The 17502-nt window shown below is 66.1% G+C and carries 18 protein-coding genes and 3 tRNA genes; 13 read left to right on the top strand and 8 right to left on the bottom strand.

All coding sequences use genetic code 11. The features are described from left to right. The coding region (locus AXA74_RS22400; protein WP_060833321.1) for a sulfite exporter TauE/SafE family protein at positions 1–523 on the top strand (523 nt) is incomplete at its 5' end. 159 nt (positions 524–682) lie between these two features. Beyond that, on the top strand, positions 683–907 hold the full coding sequence (locus tag AXA74_RS22405; RefSeq protein ID WP_029579347.1) for a hypothetical protein: 225 nt from the start codon (positions 683–685) through the stop codon (positions 905–907). 68 nt (positions 908–975) lie between these two features. Here AXA74_RS22405 and AXA74_RS22410 read toward each other — a convergent pair whose 3' ends face one another. From AXA74_RS22410 to radC, 6 genes are all read right to left on the bottom strand, one after another. Continuing rightward, complete coding sequence (locus AXA74_RS22410; RefSeq protein WP_029579348.1) at positions 976–2367, bottom strand: MATE family efflux transporter; 1392 nt, start codon at positions 2365–2367, stop codon at positions 976–978. After that, positions 2364–4094 (bottom strand): ArnT family glycosyltransferase, encoded by a 1731-nt coding sequence (locus AXA74_RS22415; protein WP_029579349.1) that lies wholly within the window; start codon positions 4092–4094, stop codon positions 2364–2366. Before AXA74_RS22415 ends, AXA74_RS22410 begins: the two co-directional genes overlap by 4 nt. A gap of 152 nt (positions 4095–4246) precedes the next feature. After that, positions 4247–4510 (bottom strand): type B 50S ribosomal protein L31, encoded by a 264-nt coding sequence (locus AXA74_RS22420; protein ID WP_029579350.1) that lies wholly within the window; start codon positions 4508–4510, stop codon positions 4247–4249. A gap of 144 nt (positions 4511–4654) precedes the next feature. Beyond that, entirely contained in the window at positions 4655–5494 is an 840-nt protein-coding gene (kynA, locus tag AXA74_RS22425; protein ID WP_029579351.1) for a tryptophan 2,3-dioxygenase, read from the bottom strand. Positions 5495–5559: 65 nt separating this feature from the next. Further along, complete coding sequence (gene kynB / locus AXA74_RS22430) at positions 5560–6189, bottom strand: arylformamidase (protein ID WP_032955583.1); 630 nt, start codon at positions 6187–6189, stop codon at positions 5560–5562. A gap of 55 nt (positions 6190–6244) precedes the next feature. Beyond that, positions 6245–6922, bottom strand: a complete 678-nt coding sequence (gene radC, locus AXA74_RS22435; RefSeq protein ID WP_029579353.1) for a RadC family protein — start codon at positions 6920–6922, stop codon at positions 6245–6247. Between the two features lie 72 nt (positions 6923–6994). Between radC and AXA74_RS22440 the strand changes: the two genes are divergently transcribed. From AXA74_RS22440 to AXA74_RS22470, 7 genes are all read left to right on the top strand, one after another. After that, positions 6995–7450: an FKBP-type peptidyl-prolyl cis-trans isomerase gene (locus AXA74_RS22440; RefSeq protein ID WP_029579354.1), complete on the top strand. Its 456-nt coding sequence runs from the start codon at positions 6995–6997 to the stop codon at positions 7448–7450. Beyond that, a complete protein-coding gene (gene ispH, locus AXA74_RS22445; protein ID WP_029579355.1) occupies positions 7450–8436 on the top strand; it encodes a 4-hydroxy-3-methylbut-2-enyl diphosphate reductase in 987 nt (328 codons plus the stop codon). Before AXA74_RS22440 ends, ispH begins: the two co-directional genes overlap by 1 nt. 53 nt (positions 8437–8489) lie before the next feature. Then, a complete protein-coding gene (gene maiA, locus AXA74_RS22450) occupies positions 8490–9134 on the top strand; it encodes a maleylacetoacetate isomerase (protein ID WP_029579356.1) in 645 nt (214 codons plus the stop codon). A 284-nt stretch (positions 9135–9418) separates the two neighbouring features. Further along, positions 9419–9494: transfer RNA gene (locus tag AXA74_RS22455), tRNA-Thr, on the top strand. An 82-nt stretch (positions 9495–9576) separates the two neighbouring features. Beyond that, entirely contained in the window at positions 9577–10383 is an 807-nt protein-coding gene (locus AXA74_RS22460) for a hypothetical protein (protein WP_032960010.1), read from the top strand. Next, positions 10376–11608, top strand: coding sequence for a DNA adenine methylase (locus AXA74_RS22465; RefSeq protein ID WP_197723099.1), 1233 nt, complete (start codon positions 10376–10378; stop codon positions 11606–11608). Before AXA74_RS22460 ends, AXA74_RS22465 begins: the two co-directional genes overlap by 8 nt. Before the next feature lie 120 nt (positions 11609–11728). Beyond that, positions 11729–11804 (top strand) — tRNA-Asn (locus AXA74_RS22470). Positions 11805–11864: 60 nt separating this feature from the next. Here the strand turns inward: AXA74_RS22470 and AXA74_RS22475 are convergent. Further along, on the bottom strand, positions 11865–12206 hold the full coding sequence (locus AXA74_RS22475; RefSeq protein WP_032979695.1) for a cupin domain-containing protein: 342 nt from the start codon (positions 12204–12206) through the stop codon (positions 11865–11867). A gap of 108 nt (positions 12207–12314) precedes the next feature. Here AXA74_RS22475 and AXA74_RS22480 point away from each other — a divergent pair, with 108 nt between their 5' ends. Together AXA74_RS22480 and AXA74_RS22485 are read left to right on the top strand one after the other, a co-directional pair. Next, a complete protein-coding gene (locus AXA74_RS22480) occupies positions 12315–13352 on the top strand; it encodes a CobW family GTP-binding protein (RefSeq protein ID WP_032979697.1) in 1038 nt (345 codons plus the stop codon). Positions 13353–13447: 95 nt separating this feature from the next. Next, on the top strand, positions 13448–14362 hold the full coding sequence (locus AXA74_RS22485) for a LysR family transcriptional regulator (protein ID WP_126623674.1): 915 nt from the start codon (positions 13448–13450) through the stop codon (positions 14360–14362). 555 nt (positions 14363–14917) lie between these two features. Here the strand turns inward: AXA74_RS22485 and AXA74_RS22490 are convergent. Then, positions 14918–14994: transfer RNA gene (locus AXA74_RS22490), tRNA-Met, on the bottom strand. A 69-nt stretch (positions 14995–15063) separates the two neighbouring features. Between AXA74_RS22490 and scpB the strand changes: the two genes are divergently transcribed. Next, entirely contained in the window at positions 15064–16080 is a 1017-nt protein-coding gene (scpB, locus tag AXA74_RS22495; RefSeq protein WP_032979699.1) for an SMC-Scp complex subunit ScpB, read from the top strand. A gap of 41 nt (positions 16081–16121) precedes the next feature. Continuing rightward, a partial coding sequence (gene rluB, locus AXA74_RS22500; protein WP_060833322.1) for a 23S rRNA pseudouridine(2605) synthase RluB occupies positions 16122–17502 on the top strand: 1381 nt, incomplete at its 3' end.

Raw genomic sequence — 17502 nt, forward strand, 5'->3', positions numbered from 1 at the left:
GGTGGTGTTCACCTGGGTGGGCGCGCGCCTGGCGCTGGGCATCGCCTCAAGCACCCTGCGCCTGACTTTCGCGGTCTTCCTGTTCGGCATCGCGCTTTTCTATCTCCACCAGACCTTGCGCAAGCCCAGGCCAGGCACCATGGGCGCGCGCGCCGCCGCGCCCGCCTTCACTCAGGGCCGCGCCGCGCTGCTGGGCGTGGTCTGCGGCACCCTGGGCGGTTTTTTCGGCGTGGGCGGCGCGGTGCTGGCCGTGCCCATCCTCACCTCGGTGTTCCGCCTGGCGCAGACCTCGGCCCAGGCGCTGGCGCTGTCCATGGTCATCCCCGGCTCCACCATTGCGCTCATCACCTATAGTTGGGCGGGGCAGGCGGACTGGTGGGTCGGCCTGCCGCTGGCGGCGGGCAGCTTGCTCTTTGTTCCCGTGGGAGTGAGGCTGGCCTATCGCCTGCCCGAGAAGCGCCTGCGCGCCACCTTCGCGGCCATGCTGCTGGCCACCGTCGTGCTCTTGATTGCCGAGGCCTGATCTTTCAGCTGTCTGTCGTCGATATGACGAGGTATTACGCGCGAAAAAAAGCGCTGCCGGCATGAACCTTTTGCGCATCGCCAGCCTCCAACTCCGTACAAGAAACCCGGCCTTTTGCCGCGTCTTGAATGGGGGATCCCCCTCCAGAGGAGTACATACATGACGACCCACACCCGCATCGCCGCGTTCCTGTCCACCTCCGCCCTGTGCCTGGGCCTGGCCACCGCGCCGGCCTTCGCCGCCCAGGGGGATGCCGCGACCGGCGGCACGTCGGCCAGCACGGCCAAAAGCGGCGCCGACAAGACGGGCCATCAGAAACACGCCAAGAGCAAATCCCACCACAAAGCCAAGGCCGGCGGCCAGAACAGCGCGCCAGCCAAGTAAGCCTGTCTTCTCGAAAGCCTGAAACGCGGCGCCGGTCCTTGAGGCCGGCGCCGCGTTTCAGTTGGGCGTCAGGCGTAGCGGCGCAGGATGCGCCGGTACCACAGGTGCAGCAGCGTGGCCGACAGGCCCAGTCCCAGCATGGCCATGAGCCACATGGTCCCCGCCCCGGTGGGCGAACCCGGCAGGATCAGTTCGCGCAGGCCGTCAAGCCCGCCCCGGCCCGGCCCGAAGCCCAGCCACCAGCCGCCGACCAGGCCGACGCCGGCCAGGGCCACGGTCTGCAGGATCAAGGGCACCACGGCCACTTTATAGGCGCGCAGCAGATAGGAGTTGATGCACTGCATGGAGTCGCAGAGGTGGAACAGCGGGATCATGGCCAGCAGCGTGCCGGCCACCGCCGCCACCCCGGCATCATCCGTATAGGCGGCGATGATGGCCGGGCGGCCCACCAGCAGAATGGCCGATGTCAGCAGGGCGCCGATGAGGCCAAGGGCCAGGCCGGCCGTGCCCACGCGGCGCGCCAGCGCATGATGGCCCGCGCCGATGGCCTGGGCCGCCATGGCGGCGCTGGCCACGCCCAGCGCCATGGGCATCATGTAGCACAGGGCGGCAAGATTGGACATGATCTGGTGTCCGCCCGACACCAGCGTGCCTTCGCGCGCGACGAGCAAGGCCATGAAGGTGAAGGCCGACACCTCGACCAGGTAGGAGCCGCCCATGGGCAAGCCCAGGCGGAGCAATTCCTTGAGCACCTTGGGATCGGGCCGGCCGATGCGCAGCTGGAATTGCTGGAAATACCGGTCGTGGCGGATGATCCACCAGCCCGCCGCCAGGCTCAGCCATGACACCAGCGCCGTCGACAGGCCGGCGCCCGTGGCGCCCAGCGCCGGCAGGCCGAACTTGCCGTAGATCAGTATCCAGTTGAACAGTGCCTTGAAGGCGATGGCCGTCAGGTTGATGGCCATGACGACCTTGGGCCGCGAGACGGCGGTGCCCAGCGCGTAGATGGTGCGGAACACCAGCGCGCTGGGCAGGGCCAGCACCAGCGCGCGCAGATACCAGGCGACGCGGTTGCGCACCTCGGGATCCACGTCGCCGGAGAAGGCCAGCCACATATCCGGAAAGCACATCAACAGCCCGCCGACGACCGACAGGCCCAGCGCCAGCCACACCCCCTGGCCCCATACATGGCCGACCTCTTGCGGGCGTCCCGCGCCATAGTGCTGGGCGGCGATCGGAATCAGGGCGTGGATCACGCCCATCAAGCCGACGAAGACGGTGATGAAGACGGAAGCCGACAGCGACATCGCCGCCAGGTCGCGCGCGCTGGCGTGGCCGGTCATGGCCGTGTCCAGCACGCCGAAGGCGATGCCGGCCCACTGGCTGACGAGGACGGGCCAGGCTTGGCGCGCGATGCCGCGCATTGTCGCGCCCAGGCCGGCTTGCACCGGGAGCGTCATCGTGGCGGGGCGACGCGCAGCAGGCGGAAGACCTCGTGCCGGTCGGCGCGGCGCCCGCCGCGCCACAACTCCTCGGCGCCTTCGCTATAGGCGGCGGTGCCGTCGCGCAGGCTGCTGGCGGTGGTCTGCTGCAATACCAGCGTGCAGCGCGAGTCGTAGCTGAAGGAGAGGTTGTCGAAGATAAGGAAGGAGGCGCGCTGGCCGCTGCCCAGGCTCAGGCCGCGCACGCACTCGCCCGGCTGCCGGTTGGCCTGGATGGCCGCGGCGAGTTCACCCGAGACGGTGCGATAGCTGCGCGCATAGTCCACCGCCGGCTGCCACAACAGCACCAGCAGCAGCCAGGTCGCGGTCAGGCCGCCCGCCGACAGCACGGTGCCGCGCCACAAGGCGGCCGGCTTGACGCGCAGGCGCCAGACCACCAGCAAGGCCCAGGCGGCGGTGACCACCAGGCCCAGGCCGAAGGCGAACCAGGAAATGACCGGCTCATAGCCCGTGGTCTGCCGCGCGATATTGCGCGCGATCTGCGCCGGCCAGCCGAAATGCAGGGCGATCCAGCCCAGCCAGGCCGTGGCCACCGTGAGCGAAAAACACATCACCGCGAACCAGTCCAGCGTGTTCACGACGCCGCGGCGCAGCGTGGGCAGGGAAAATGCCCCCAGCACCGCGCAGGGCACGGCCAGCAGGATGTATTCCGCGTCGTTGGGATCTTCCAGGAAGAAAAGCATCAGGCAGGACGTGGCCATCAGCATCAGGGCAAGCCAGATGTGCGGGGCGAACAGCCAGCTGCGCCAGCGCCAGATCGCCAGCAGCGCCAGCGGCCAGGTGGGCCAGAGATACCACGGCAGGTCGCGCAGCGTGCGCGCGGACAGGCCGAGCTCGGGCAGCGAGAAGGAGGCGAGATTCCAGATCTTCCAGTTGCGTATCCAGTATTCGCTGCCCTGCGAGGCCGGGATCCACCAGGCCAGGATCAGCGCCGCGGCCAGTATCGCGGCCCAGGGCAGCCAGCGCACCCGCTGCCACAGGGCGCTGCGCGGCATGAAGGCCAGGAAGGCCGCCAGCATGATGGGCGCGCCGCCCATCCAGCCGCGCGTGAAAAAACTGCCCGCCAGGGCCAGGCCCAGCGTGGTGGCGCCCAGCAGCGGGCGGTCCAGCGTGCGCGCCATGGCATAGAAGGTCAGCGCCTGCCAGGCCATGATGGCCGGCACCACCGACGTCTCGTGCACGCGCTGCAGGATGCCGACGGTGGCCACCAGCAGCAGCAGGGCCGCGTCGGCCAGCATCCGCCCATAGTCGCGCGGCGGCGGCTCGCCGCCAAAAGGCAGGGCCAGCGGCTGGGCTTCCTGGCGACGGCCCAGCAGATACGTGCCGTACCAGACGCTCATGGCCGTCATCGCGAACCAGAGCAGATTGGGCAGCCGGGCGGCGGTGATGTCGCCGAAGAGGGGGCCGAAGAGCCAGATGCAGAGGGCTCCGACCCAGGTGATCATGGGGCCTTCTTCGGCGTGGGCCAGCTGGCCGACCTGCGGCAACAGCCAGGTCAGGCCGCCTTCGCGCAGCGCGGTGACCATGGTCGCCATGCCCACCGCGTCATCGGTCTTCCAGGGGTCGCGCATGAACAGCCCGGCCACGATATAGGCGAGCGACAGGCCCAGCAGCACCAGGCGGGGCAGCTTGGACGTGGCCGAGATGGTCAGCCGGGCGGGAGTGGAGCGCGTAACTGGGGACACGGACGTAATGTAACCGACCGGCGCGATACCGGCTGCCTATGCTGAGATATAACCGAAAGCCGGGCTTGCCGCGGCTTGCGGACAGAGGAAAAAAAAGCAGCCCGGAGGCTGCTTTTCTTCGCGCGACCCGGGGTGGCGCAAGCGGCGTCCGATCAGGAGGCCTTGACCGTGCCAGCGGTGCGGGCGAAACGGGCGCGGAACTTCTCCACGCGGCCGGTCTCGACGATGCGGGTCTGGGCGCCGGTGTAGAACGGATGCGATTCGGAGGTCACGTCGCACTTAAAGAGCGGGTAGGTCTTGCCGTCCAGCTCAATGGTTTCGCGGGTGTTGACGGTCGAACGGGTCACGAACTTGCCGCCCGTCTGAACGTCCATGAACACCACTTCGCGGTATTCGGGGTGGATGCCTTCTTTCATGATGAGTTCCCTGGTTTGCGGGTCGCCAACAAGATTCAGGCAGCCCGCCTGGGCCCAAGCCATACTCTTGCCACGTATCCAAAAAGTAACCCCGCATTCTAGCACGGCCTGCCCGGCCTGGATAGGGGGGGCAGGCCGTCGCGTTCACAAGTCCGTGCGCAGGCTCCAGATTTCGGGAAAGAGCACGACCTCCAGCATCTTGCGCAAATAAGCCACGCCGGATGTGCCTCCTGTCCCTTTTTTGAAGCCGATGATGCGTTCCACCGTGGTGACGTGGCGGAAACGCCACAGGCGGAAGGCGTCCTCCAGATCGGTCAGTTTCTCGCCCAGTTGGTAGAGATCCCAGTATTGCCCGGGGTCGCGGTAGACCGTGAGCCAGGCGGCTTCCACCTCGGCGCTGGCGCGATAGGGCTGCGTCCAATCGCGTTCGAGGGATTCCTTGGGGATGGGCAGCCCCTGGCGCGCCAGCAGCCGCAAGGCCTCGTCATAAAGCGAGGGGGCCTCGTAGGCCGCCCGCACTTCGGCCAGCAGATCGGGCCGGTGGGCGTGCGGACGCAGCATGGCGGCGTTCTTGTTGCCCAGCGTGAACTCGATCTCGCGGTACTGATAGCTCTGGAAACCGCTGGAGCGCGCCAGATGGGGGCGCAGCGCGGAATATTCGGGCGGCGTCATGGTGGCCAGCACATCCCAGGCATGCACCAGCTGCTCCATGATCTTGCTGACGCGGGCCAGCATCTTGAAGGCGGGCGCAAGATGGTCGCCGCGGAGCTGCGCCACCGCGGCGCGCAGCTCATGCAGCATCAGCTTCATCCACAGTTCGCTGGTCTGGTGCTGGATGATGAACAGCATCTCATTGTGTTCGTGCGACAGCGGGTGCTGGGCGCTCAGCAGCGCGTCCAGGTGCAGATAGTCGCCATAGGTCATGTCCCCGCGGAAATCGAGCTGGGCGTTTTCCTGGTGGACAATGTCTTCGGGTTTGCTCATGGGCGAGCCTCGTGGTCGGGGTCCCGGGACCCTCGTGGTCGTATGGCGCCGCGGCAGGCGGCGGTTCAGCCCAGCTCGCGCAAAACGGCGCGCACCGGGCTGGCGTCAGCCTGGACCAGGGCGAGCGGCAGGGCGATCAACTCGTAGTCGCCCGGCTCGACCGCATCGAGCACCAGATTCTCCAGCACGCGCATGTCGCGGCGCAGGATGGTCTGGTGGCTGTCCAGGGTCTTGCTGCTGGCGGGGTCGATGCTGGGCGTGTCAATGCCGATCAGCTGGACCCCGAGGCCGGCCAGCCACTCGATGGTCTGCGGCGCATAGGCCGAGAAGTCATCCGTCCACCAGTGCACGGCCGCGTGCTGGGCGGTGCGCACCAGCACCCGCGCCGGCATGTCCTCGGCGGCATGGGCCAGGTGCTGCGGCAGGATGAGGGGGCCGCAGCCGATGGCGTGGATGACGCGGCAGGGCCCGAGAAACGGCTCCAGCGGCAGGTTGCCGACGGCGGCGGCGCCATCGGCATAGTGCAGGGGCGCATCGGCATGCGCGCCCACATGCGGCGACATGGCGATTTCGCTGACATTGACCGGGCATTGCGGTGAGCGCTGCCACGTCCATTGCTGGCGATAGGGGGTATCGCCCGGGAAAACGGGCGACTGTGCCGAGACCGGCGGTGAAATGTCCCAGATGCGCTTCATGAAAACCTGGCGGGAGAGTCTTGCCGGATAGTCTAGCGAAGCGCGCGCCGCCAGCCTAGATCTGGCCGTGCTCGGCCATGGAATAGACATGCTCGCGCGCCACGATGAGATGGTCGATGAGCCGGATGTCCACCAGGGCCAGGGCTTGGCCCAGCTGGCGCGTGAACAGGCAATCGGAACTGCTGGGCCTGGCGCTGCCCGAGGGGTGGTTGTGGGCCAGGATGATGGCCGCGGCATGGCGGCGCAGGGCTTCCCTGACGACCTCGCGCGGGAAGACCGAGGCGCGCGCAAGCGTGCCCTGGGCCAGCTCGCCGCAAGCCAGCAGCTGCAGCTGCTGGTCCAGAAAGAGCGCGATGCAGTGTTCGATGGGCTGGTGGCTCAATGCGGTGCGGCAATAGCGCTTGACTTCGTCGGGGTGGTTCATGGCCTGGCGGCCCCGCAGCGATTCCTCGATGGCGCGCCGCGACAGTTCGGGCGCCACCAGCAGCGAGCAGGCCTTGGCCGCGCCCAGCCCGGGCTCGGCGCAGAGCTCCTGGGCGGTGGCGGAGAACACGCCGCGCAGCCCGCCATAGCGCACCAGCAGCCGCTGGGCCAGTTCCAGGGCGTTGCAGCCGCGCCGGCCGGTGCGCAGGGCCAGCGCCAGCAGTTCGGCGTCATTGAGCGGGGGCGCTCCCAGGCGCAGCAGGCGCTCTCGGGGGCGCTGGCAGGGAAGCAGGGTGTCGGGCAGGTTCATGCGGGAGGCTCTAAAATGTCGGATTCTCGGTTGCTGAAATGATGGCGCCCCGTTGCGCCCGATTTGCCCACTATGACTGTTTCCATCCATCCGGACTCCTACCTGACCCTGCACTACCGTGTCGTCCTGGCCTCGGGTCCGGCCGAGGGCTCGGTGTTCACCGATACCTTTGACGGCCGCCCGGCCACGCTGCAGATGGGCGGCGGCCAGTGGGCGCCCGGCATGGAGGCCGCCCTGCTGGGCCACGGCGAGGACGAGCGTTTCAGCTTCACGCTGGAGCCGGCCGACGCCTACGGCGACCGCAATCCCGAACTCATCCAGAAAGTCACGCGCCGCATGCTCGCCGAGCATGCGGGCGCCGATGCCGGCTTCAATCCCGGCGACCTGGTCGAATTCGCCGCGCCCAACGGCGGGCGCTACTCCGGCGTCCTCAAGGAAATCAACGACGACTGGGCGCTGTTCGACTTCAACCATCCGCTGGCCGGCATCCGCCTGCGGGTCGATGTCCATATTCTCGGAGTCCTCTGATGAGCGAGCTCGTCAAGCCGGTCACCGCCGCCGGCGCCGAAGTCCTGCTGGCCCAGCCGCGCGGCTTCTGTGCCGGCGTGGACCGCGCCATCGAAATCGTCGAGCGCGCGCTCGAACTGCACGGCGCGCCCATCTATGTGCGCCATGAGATCGTCCACAACCGCTATGTGGTCGAAGACCTGCGCGCCAAGGGCGCCGTCTTCATCGACGAGCTGGACCAGGCGCCCGAAGGCGCCATCGTGGTCTTCTCGGCCCATGGCGTGTCCAAGGCCGTGCGCGCCGAGGCCGAGGCGCGCGGGCTGCGCGTCTTCGATGCCACCTGCCCGCTGGTCACCAAGGTGCACATCGAGGTCGCGCGCATGCGCGCCGCCGGCCGCGAGATCGTCATGATCGGGCATAAGGGGCATCCCGAGGTCGAGGGCACGTTGGGCCAGGCCCAGGGCGGCATGTACCTGGTCGAGACCGTCGAAGACGTCGAAGCACTGCAAGTCGCCGACCCCGGCAATCTCGCCTACGTTACCCAGACCACGCTGTCGGTCGATGACGCCGCGGCGGTCTCGCGCGCCCTCAAGGCGCGTTTCCCGACCATCGCCGAGCCCAAGAAAAGCGATATCTGCTATGCCACGCAGAATCGCCAGGATGCGGTCAAAGTGCTCGCCCCCGAATGCGACCTCGTGCTCGTGGTGGGCAGCCCCAACAGCTCGAACTCCAACCGGCTGCGCGAAGTGGCCGAGCGCATCGGCGTGGAGGCGCATCTGGTCGACGGCGCCTCGGCCATCGACCCCGCCTGGCTGGCGGGCCGGCATCGCGTCGGCATCACGGCCGGCGCCTCGGCTCCCGAGGTGCTGGTGCGCCAGGTGATCGACCGGGTGCGGGAGCTGGGCGCCGTGTCGGTGCGCACCATGCCGGGCCTCGAGGAAAACGTCGCCTTCCCGCTGCCCAAGGGCTTGTCGCGCAAGAGCGCCCAGGTCGAGAACCTCGACTGATCATTCCAACAAAAACCCCTCACCAGGCGGCCCGGCCGCCGGCAGGAGACACCATGCAGTTGTTCAGCTATTTCCGCAGCTCGGCCGCCTATCGTGTGCGCATCGCCTTAAACCTGAAGGGCCTGCCGTATGACTACAAGCCCGTGCACTTGCTCAAGGATGGCGGCCAGCAGCTTTCGGAAGGGTATCGTGCCCTGAACCCGGCCGCGCTGGTGCCCACGCTGGTTGACGGCGACCATGTCATCGGGCAGTCGCTGGCCATCATCGAATACCTGGACGAAACCCACCCCGCCACGCCCTTGCTGCCGGCAACGCCGGCCGAGCGCGCCCGCGTGCGGGCCATCGCGCTGAGCATCGCCTGCGACACGCATCCGCTGAACAATCTGCGCGTGCTGAAATACCTCAAGCACGAGGTCAAGGCCGACGAAGAGGCCAAGAACGCCTGGTATCGCCATTGGGTGGACACCGGCTTGGCCGCGGTGGAATCCATGCTCGCGAATTCGTCGGAGACGGGCCGCTTCTGCCATGGCGATACGCCCACGCTGGCCGATCTTTGTCTCGTGCCGCAGGTCTTCAATGCGCGCCGCTTTGGCTGCGACTTGAGCGCCATGCCCACCATCCTGCGCATCGACGAGGCCTGCAATGCCTTGCCCGCCTTCCAGAAGGCCGCGCCGGAAAACCAGCCCGACGCCGAATAAAGCCGAGCGCGGCTTGCGTGACGCAAAAAATTTCTGCTATTATCGCGGTCTCCTTTCTTTGGCCCCTGATTTTTCAAGGGCAGGAATGAAGGCTCGCAGGTAGTCAGATCGGCGAGACGCAAGAAGATTGCCGGCATGGCTCAGTTGGTGGCGCGGCGCATTCGTAACTGCAACGCGGTTTGCTATGATGCGACGCTGCCGAGGTAAGCACGGCAAGGCTTTCGGGCCGCCAGCAGTCCGATGGCAAAGTAGTACGGACACGGTTTAGACAGGTTTTAGGTTTCGCCGCTTTAGCTCAGTTGGTAGAGCAGTTCATTCGTAATGAAAAGGTCGCCAGTTCGAATCCGGCAAGCGGCACCAAAAAAGTGAGAAGGGCCACCCAAGCGGGTGGCCCTTCTCACTTATGGCTCCGGTAATATTCCGGCATTACTACGCGAGAACGATGAAAGGGCGGATTGTGGCGACGGAGAAAGAACTGCTGAAAAAGTTTCTGGACCCGCTGCGGGCCTGCAAGCGCTACAAGCCCAAGTTCGGCCAGGGCAATAAGGAGGAAGGCGTATCGCTGCCTCAGTTCCTTGATCTCTACGGAGCCGATCCCTTCTACGCATGGTGTGGCCTGAATTCCGGGCTGATGTACGCCGCGCACAAGGCTGCAGGCGGCATGACGTCGGTGTACCGCCAAATCGGCAAGGGCTGTGAGAACCTCTTTCGTGAAATCATCATCGACGCCACTGGCTACACAGACAGGGCGAGCGCAGCCTGGTCATACAAGACCAAGACTGGCGCCGGAAAGGATAAGACCCTTTCGCTGGATGGCCGCCTAAAACTGGAGGACATCCAAAACGCCGAGACAAAGCGGCGCGTCGAAAAATGGCTGGCCGACTATTGCAAGCTCCTGGGAGCAGAAGTGCCCCAGCACGGCGCGGTGTTTGAAGTGCGCCAAGGCTACAAAAGCAAAGACAGCAAGCGCCAAAATGGAGACATCGACAATATCGCCGTGGCGTGGGCGCAAGGGTACATGCCAGTGTTTGCCATCTTCTCCTCGCAGATCGACGGAGACCTTGTCCTGCGCTACAGGAACAGCCGGGGTGGCATTGTCGTTGGGCGGACTGCTGGTGCTTCGACCGAATCCCTGTTCGCTTTCAGCCGCGATGTACTTGGATTCGACCTGGCCGACTTCTTTCGCCGTAATTCACCTGCAATCAAGAAGGAAATGACCGAGACGTTGGAGGCGTTGCTAAGTGCGTAGTATCGAACGTGACCTCGTAGGGCAGCGCTCTGATTTGACGTTCAAGCACAACCAATCGCTCGGTCGGCACGGTTGGCTCCGCCTCACGCCTGCCTATTCGGTGAAGCTGGTCAAGGAAATCATTACTGGCGCGCCTGCCGGCATGGCCGTTCTTGATCCGTTCTCCGGGACCGCTACGACCACGCTCACGGCGGCTGAACACGGGAACGAGGCAGTCTCATTTGACATCAACCCGTTTCTGATCTGGCTGGGCAATATCAAGTGCCGCTCTTACACATCCGCCCATGTGCGGGAAGTCAGGGATGGAGCCGTGACCGCCATCGCCAGAACCCCGGTTCTGCTATCGCAGGACAACTGGCGTCCTCCTCTGTTCAATATTGAGCGGTGGTGGTCATCAACGACCCTTGAAGTACTGGCCGCGCTCCGCACTGCGCTTGTTGAACAGTTCGGAGAGCCCGTCGAGGATCGGACCGACGGACTGGCTTGGGTTGCGTTCTGCCGCCTTGTTATCGAGACGTCTTCTGCGGCCTTCAACCACGTCTCCATGTCTTTCTCCTCGGAAGCGGCGCATTACGAGATCGAGCATGTCACCGACCTCTACTCGGCTATCCTCGATTCGGTGCTCGCGTCCTGCGGCTCGTCCCTGGCCGGCCAGGGTAAGGTCGTTGAAGTGGATTCCAGAGCCATTCCCGAGATGGAACGGCGTTTCGGCCTCGTCGTTACCTCGCCGCCCTACCCGAACCGAATTAGCTACATCCGGGAGCTTCGCCCATATATGTATTGGATGAAGTTCTTGAACGAAGCTCGTGAAGCTGGCGAGATGGACTGGAAGGCCATTGGTGGCACTTGGGGCATTGCGACCAGCAGGCTCGCCACCTGGGGGCCGAATGGTCACGCACTTCCCGATATCCTCACGGACACGGTGAGCCGGATTGCGGCCACTGACACAAAGAACGCCTCCCTGCTGGCGACCTACGTGCTCAAGTATTTCTACGACATGCACCTGCACTTGTCGTCGTTGCCAAACGCCCTGGAGCCGGGGGCGGAACTCCACTACATCGTCGGCAACTCAACATTCTTCGGAAATATGGTCGATACCCCAGCAATCCTCGCGGCCTCGATGCAGATGCTGGGCTACGACGAGATTGATTCGAAAATCATTCGTAAGAGGAACAGCAATAAGGCACTGTTCGAGTACGATGTCACCGCAAGCTGGAACGGTTGATGCACCCGGCTTCAGCCCGAAAGTGCTCTCAGAACGACCGTCTTCGCCACGCCATGGCGGCAGGGGGTGGCCAACTTGCGCACTTGAAAAAAATACCGCATAATCTCGTTTCTTAGCAGTTCCCCGATAGCTCAGTCGGTAGAGCGACGGACTGTTAATCCGCAGGTCGCTGGTTCGAGCCCAGCTCGGGGAGCCAAAGAATTCAGGGTCATCTACTCGCGTAGATGGCCCTTTTGGTTTGGGCGGCCGCCTTGCTTTAATGGGCCTTGCGGTCCAGGCAGAGCGTGAGCAGCACGGCGCAATCGGTGATGGCGCTTAGGCGATGCGGCACGCCCGCGGCCAGAAACACCAGCCGGCCCGCGCTGAGCGTCTGGCTCACGCCATAGGCGTCCAGTGTGGCTTCGCCCTCCAGGCATTGCAGCGTGACCGCGCTGGCCGCGACTTCATGGCTGGGCCGGGCCTCGCCCGCTTTCAGGATCAATCTCAGCACTTCTATCTGGTCGGAGCGGACCAGGGCCTGCGAAGGCGTGTCGCGCAAGGCGGCGCCAAGGGGCCTGATGTCGATCAATTCGCCCGGGCGGGCGTGGTGCAAAGACATGGTGCTCTCCCGGTTGGGGTGGGGTGTTTGTAATATTATTCCAGCGTGCGCCAGCCGGCGCGTGAGGCTGAGGGCGGCGCCGGGCCGCCGACGACAGGGCATGGCAGCATGGAAACGGTAAGCAGCAGCCAGCCGGACACCCGCATCGGCGTGACCGTCCTGACTGGTTTTCTGGGCAGTGGCAAGACGACCCTGTTGAACCGTCTGCTGCTCGATCCCGCGTATGCGGACGCTCTGGTCATCGTCAATGAGCTGGGCGAGATCGGCGTCGATCATGTGCTTGTGCGCTCGGTGGATGACCGCATCGTGCTGCTCGAAGGCGGCTGCATCTGCTGCACCGTGGCGGGCGGCCTGGTCGATACCTTGCGCGATATCTTCATGCTGGCGCTGCAGCGGCGCATCAAGCGCTTCAGGCGGGTGCTCATCGAGACCACCGGCATGGCCAGTCCGGCGCCGATCCTGTTCACCTTGCGCAACGACCCTTTTCTTGCCGCGCGCTATGCCTATAGCGGCGCCATCGCCGTGGCCGACGCGCAGCACCTGCTGCAGCATCTGGGCGACGAGGCCGGCGGCGGGGCCGTGCAGCAGGAGGCCGCGCAGCAGTTGGCGCTGGCCGACGTGGTGGCCGTCAGCAAGGCGGACTTGGTCGGCGCGGCGCAACTGAATCGCGTGCGGCAAGCCATCGGCGAGCTGCATCCCGGTGTGCGGGTCTTGACGCTCGAGCCGCGGGGGCCGGTGCCGGCGGGCTTGACCGAGATCTCGCTGCGGACCGAGCGCCGCGAGCCCGCCTCCCTGGGGCGCTGGCTGGCGGCCTATGGAGGGCAGGGGCAGCGGGCGCGCCACGCCGGCGTTGGGCATTTTGTGCTCGACATGGTGGCGCCGGTCAGCCGCGGGCAGTTTTTTGCCGGCATGCACGATATCCAGGCGCGCTACGACCAGGGTTTGTTGCGCATCAAGGGCCTGGTGTGTTTCGAGGCGGAGGCCCTGCCCAATGTGGTGCATGGCGTGCATCGTCAACTCTATCCGCTGGAGCCCTTGGCGCAATGGCCCAGCGACAACCGGGCCTCGCGCCTGGTCTTCATCCTGCGTGGCCTGGACGTCGGCGCGGTAGGCGCCGTGGCGCGCCAGGTGTTGCGTCAAGGGTAAGTGGCCCCGGCCGGCCCGTGCGGCTGCGCCGCGATTTGATTGCGCGCAGAATCCGTTATAAAACAGTGCTGTCTGATGCGTGGAACGAGACAATCATGGACAGGCTCAAAGCCATGCAGGTGTTTGTCGAGGTCGCGGACCGGGGCAGCCTGTCCGCCGCGGCCACTCATCTCGATATGTCGCGCGCCATGGTGTCGCGCTATCTTGCCGAACTGGAAGAGTGGGTCGGGGTGCGCCTGCTGCATCGCACGACGCGGCGCCTGAGCTTGACCCCGGCCGGGGCCGAGACACTGCCGCGCTGCCGCCGCATGCTCGACCTGGTGGGGGATATGCGCGATGCGGTGGCCACGCCCGAGGCCGCCCCCAAGGGGTTGTTGCGTGTGAGCGCTTCCCTGTCCTTCGGCAGCAGCCAGTTGGTGCCGGTGGTGTCCGACTTCGTCAAGCGCTATCCCGGCACCTCGGTAGACCTCCTGCTGGTGGACCGGCTGGTCAATCTGGTCGAAGAGCGCGTGGACCTGGCGGTGCGTATCACCAACGATGTCGACCCCAACCTCATTGCGCGCCGCTTCGCGGATTGCCGTTCGGTCGTGTGCGCCAGCGACGCTTATCTGGCCGAGCATGGGACGCCGGCCCGGGCGGAAGACCTGGCCTTGCATAATTGCCTCACCCATTTGTATTACGGGCGCAGCCTGTGGCGTTTCCTGCGCGAGGGCGAGACCGTCGATGTGCCGGTCAGCGGCACGATCACCGCCAATGAGGCGCAGGTCCTCATGGGCGCGGCCTTGCGCGGCGCCGGGGTCGCCTTGCTGCCTACCTACCTGGCCGGGCCGGAGATCCTGGCCGGCCGGCTTCGGGCCATCCTGACCGATAGCGAACCCCAGGTGCTTGGGGTCTATGGCGTGTACGCCTCGCGCCGGCAGATGCCGCTGGTGCTGCGCACCATGCTGGATTTCCTGGTGGAGCGTCTCGGCCAGGCGCCTTGGGATGCGCCCCTGGCTGGGCGAAAATGAAGGGGCTATAATGAACGGACATCGCCATATAGGCGCGTATCGCCGCAAGCGGCTTGCGGGTGGCGCGCATTCCCGGGTGGATCGGTTTTGATCTTGCGGTTTTGCCGCCCCGGTTTGGCCGTCGTCCCCTCCGGGGTAATGGCGGCGATGTCCTTGAACATCTTGAGTACTGTTCGGCCCTGTGGCTGCGTGCCCGCGGCGCGGCAGCGCACAGACGCTCGCCGGCCGGGACGGTTCAGGTTTCTTATTCAGTTTTCTTTTGTCTTTGATCCGGCGGACCGCGCAGACTGCGCGGCGTGTTGCGGGCCATGCCGCAAGCCGTCAGGACAGGAAGAGGGTAATGATCGTTAAGGCAAGCGCATCGGCATACGCTGATCGGCTGGCAGATGGCCAGGCGGGCGCGGCTGCGCGCGGCCTGCGCCTTGCGGCCATCCGTGGCGCTGTGTCCGCCGGTGTTGCCCGCGTTGTTGCCGGTGTTGTTGTCCGTGTTGGCGGTGTTGCCCTCACGCGCCCGGCAATGAAAAAGGCCCGGCAGATGCCAGGCCTTTTCGAATTTGGTTGCGGGGGCAGGATTTGAACCTACGACCTTCGGGTTATGAGCCCGACGAGCTGCCAGACTGCTCCACCCCGCGTCTGAGAAGAAGAACTTTACTCTGAAATCAATCCCGGCGCAAGTTGGCCGACTTTTATATTAGGTATCGATGAACGATAGCGAGGCAATTCTCGTGCTGGAAACGGCGCTGCTGTGCGCCGCCCAGCCTATGCAATTGGCCGAGATGCACAAGCTTTTTGGCGATGACCCGGAGCTGACCAACGGTACGTTGCGGACCTGGCTGGAGACCTTGCAGCAGCAGTGGGCCGAGCGTGGCATGGAGCTGGCGCATCTGGCCAGCGGCTGGCGTTTCCAGAGCCGTCCGTCCATGCAGCGCTATCTCGAACGCCTGAATCCCGAGCGTCCTCCGAAGTACTCGCGCGCGGTGCTCGAGACCCTGGCCATCGTTGCCTGGCGCCAGCCGGTGACCCGGGGCGATATCGAGGATATCCGCGGGGTCACGGTGTCGTCGCAGATCGTCAAGACGCTGGAGGATCGCGGCTGGATCGAAGTCATCGGTCATCGTGATGCCCCCGGGCGTCCCGCCCTGTTCGGCACCACGCGGCAGTTCCTCGACGATCTGGGCCTGCGGGCGCTGGACGAGCTGCCGCCGCTGGAGTCTTCTCAGGCCGCTGCCGCGCTGGCCGGGCTGGACCTGGGCGGCACCGAGATCCAGCTGGAGGAAATCGCCGCGGCGACCGGAGAGGCCCCGCCGGCGGACGAGCCGGCCGCCGAGGGGCAGGATGCCGATGTGCCGGGCGCCGGCGAGCCGGGCGCTGACGCGCCGGCCCAGGATGGCGTAGAATCTCGCATCGCTTCCGAGTCAGCGGCCGAGTTTGCCGCGCCGGATGCGTCTTTGCCGGAGCAGGCGGATACCGCCGCCGATCCGGACGACGGGCGCCCCGCGACACCTGAGGTGCCCGTGCCGGAACCCGACCGGATTCAGCCTCCCGCCGAACCCGACGAGACGGTCCCGCCGTCGACTCCCGAAGTGGAGCCGGTTCAGCCCGAACCCGAAATCGTGCCGCCGCCGCAGCCAGCCACCCCCGAGGTGCCGGAAGTGCCGCAGCGTCCCCATGACCAAGACAACAATGGGCTTGCGCCAGGCAAGCCCGAGCCAGTTTGAAATCCGGAGCTGTCCCAGTGACAACCAATACAACGACAACGATGCAGGACGACAATTCCACCGTTGACCAGGCGCCGTCGGCCGACCAGGCCGCTGGCGCCTCTCCCGAAGGCGAGGGCGGCGGCCGCAGCCGCGGCCGCAAGCTGCGCACGCCGTTTCGCCGCCGCCGCGCCGATGCCGCGGGCGAAGAGGGCCGGGATGCCGGCGAGGCCGCTGACGAGGCGGCCGCCGAGGCTGCCCGTCCGGGCGACAATGCCCGCCAGGCGGAGCGCGAAGCCGATGAGGCCCTGTCCTATCTGGACAAGGCCGCGCGCAGCGAGCAGCGCCTGGGCAAGTACCTGAACAGCGAGGCCATCATGCCCAAGCTGCACAAGGTGCTGGCCGACGCGGGTATCGGTTCGCGCCGCGAAATGGAAGAACTCATTGTGGCGGGCCGCGTGTCCGTCAATGGCGAACCGGCCCATATCGGGCAGCGCGTGGCGCCCAATGACCAGGTCCGTGTCAACGGCAAGCCTATCGCGCGCCCCAATGCCAAGAAGCCGCCGCGCGTGATCCTGTATCACAAGCCGGCGGGCGAGATCGTCAGCCACGATGATCCTGGCGGACGCGCCAGCGTGTTTGCCCGCCTGCCCAAGCTGCGCACCGGCAAATGGCTGTCGGTCGGCCGCCTGGATCTGAATACCGAAGGCCTGCTGATTTTCACGACCTCGGGCGATATGGCCAATCGCATCATGCATCCCCGCTATGGCACCGAGCGCGAGTACGCCGTGCGCGTGCTGGGCGAGATGGACGAGGCGCAGCGTAAGTCGCTGGTCGAGGGCATCGACCTGGATGACGGCAAGGCCGCTTTCGGCTCCTTCGACTATCTCGGGGGCGACGGCAGCAACCGCTGGTATCGCGTGACCCTGCAAGAGGGGCGCAACCGCGAAGTGCGCCGCATGTTCGAGGCGGTGGGCGTGACGGTCAGCCGCCTGATCCGCACCCGGTTCGGCGACCTGGTGCTGCCCCGTTCGCTGCGCCGCGGCCGTTGGGAAGAACTGGATGCGTCGCTGGTTTCCGCGCTGATGGTGCAGCTGGGCTTGTTGCGCGACGACGACGAGGCGGGAGGGCGCCGCAGCAAATCCCGTCAGCCGCAATCGCATGACAGCGCGCTGCCGCCTGGCTTTGGCACGATGGAACGCAATGGCATGAACGGCGCGCGCATCGGCCGCCGGGGCAAGCTGCAAGGCGGCCGCGCCGGCGCGTCGGCGGCGTGTCCTTCCGATCCCTTCGGCACCGGCCTGATGTTCACGGGCGGGTATGCCAATGGGCACCCGCTGGGCAACGACGGCGCCGGCAAGGGCGGCAAGCCGGCCGGCAAGGGGCGCGGCCGTGCCGCGTCGGCGGGCGGGCAGGCCGGGGGACAGGCGGGCGCGGCCAAGC

Origin of the sequence: Bordetella hinzii LMG 13501, from assembly GCF_001548475.1 — a bacterium.
GTDB classification, from domain to species: domain Bacteria; phylum Pseudomonadota; class Gammaproteobacteria; order Burkholderiales; family Burkholderiaceae_B; genus Bordetella; species Bordetella hinzii.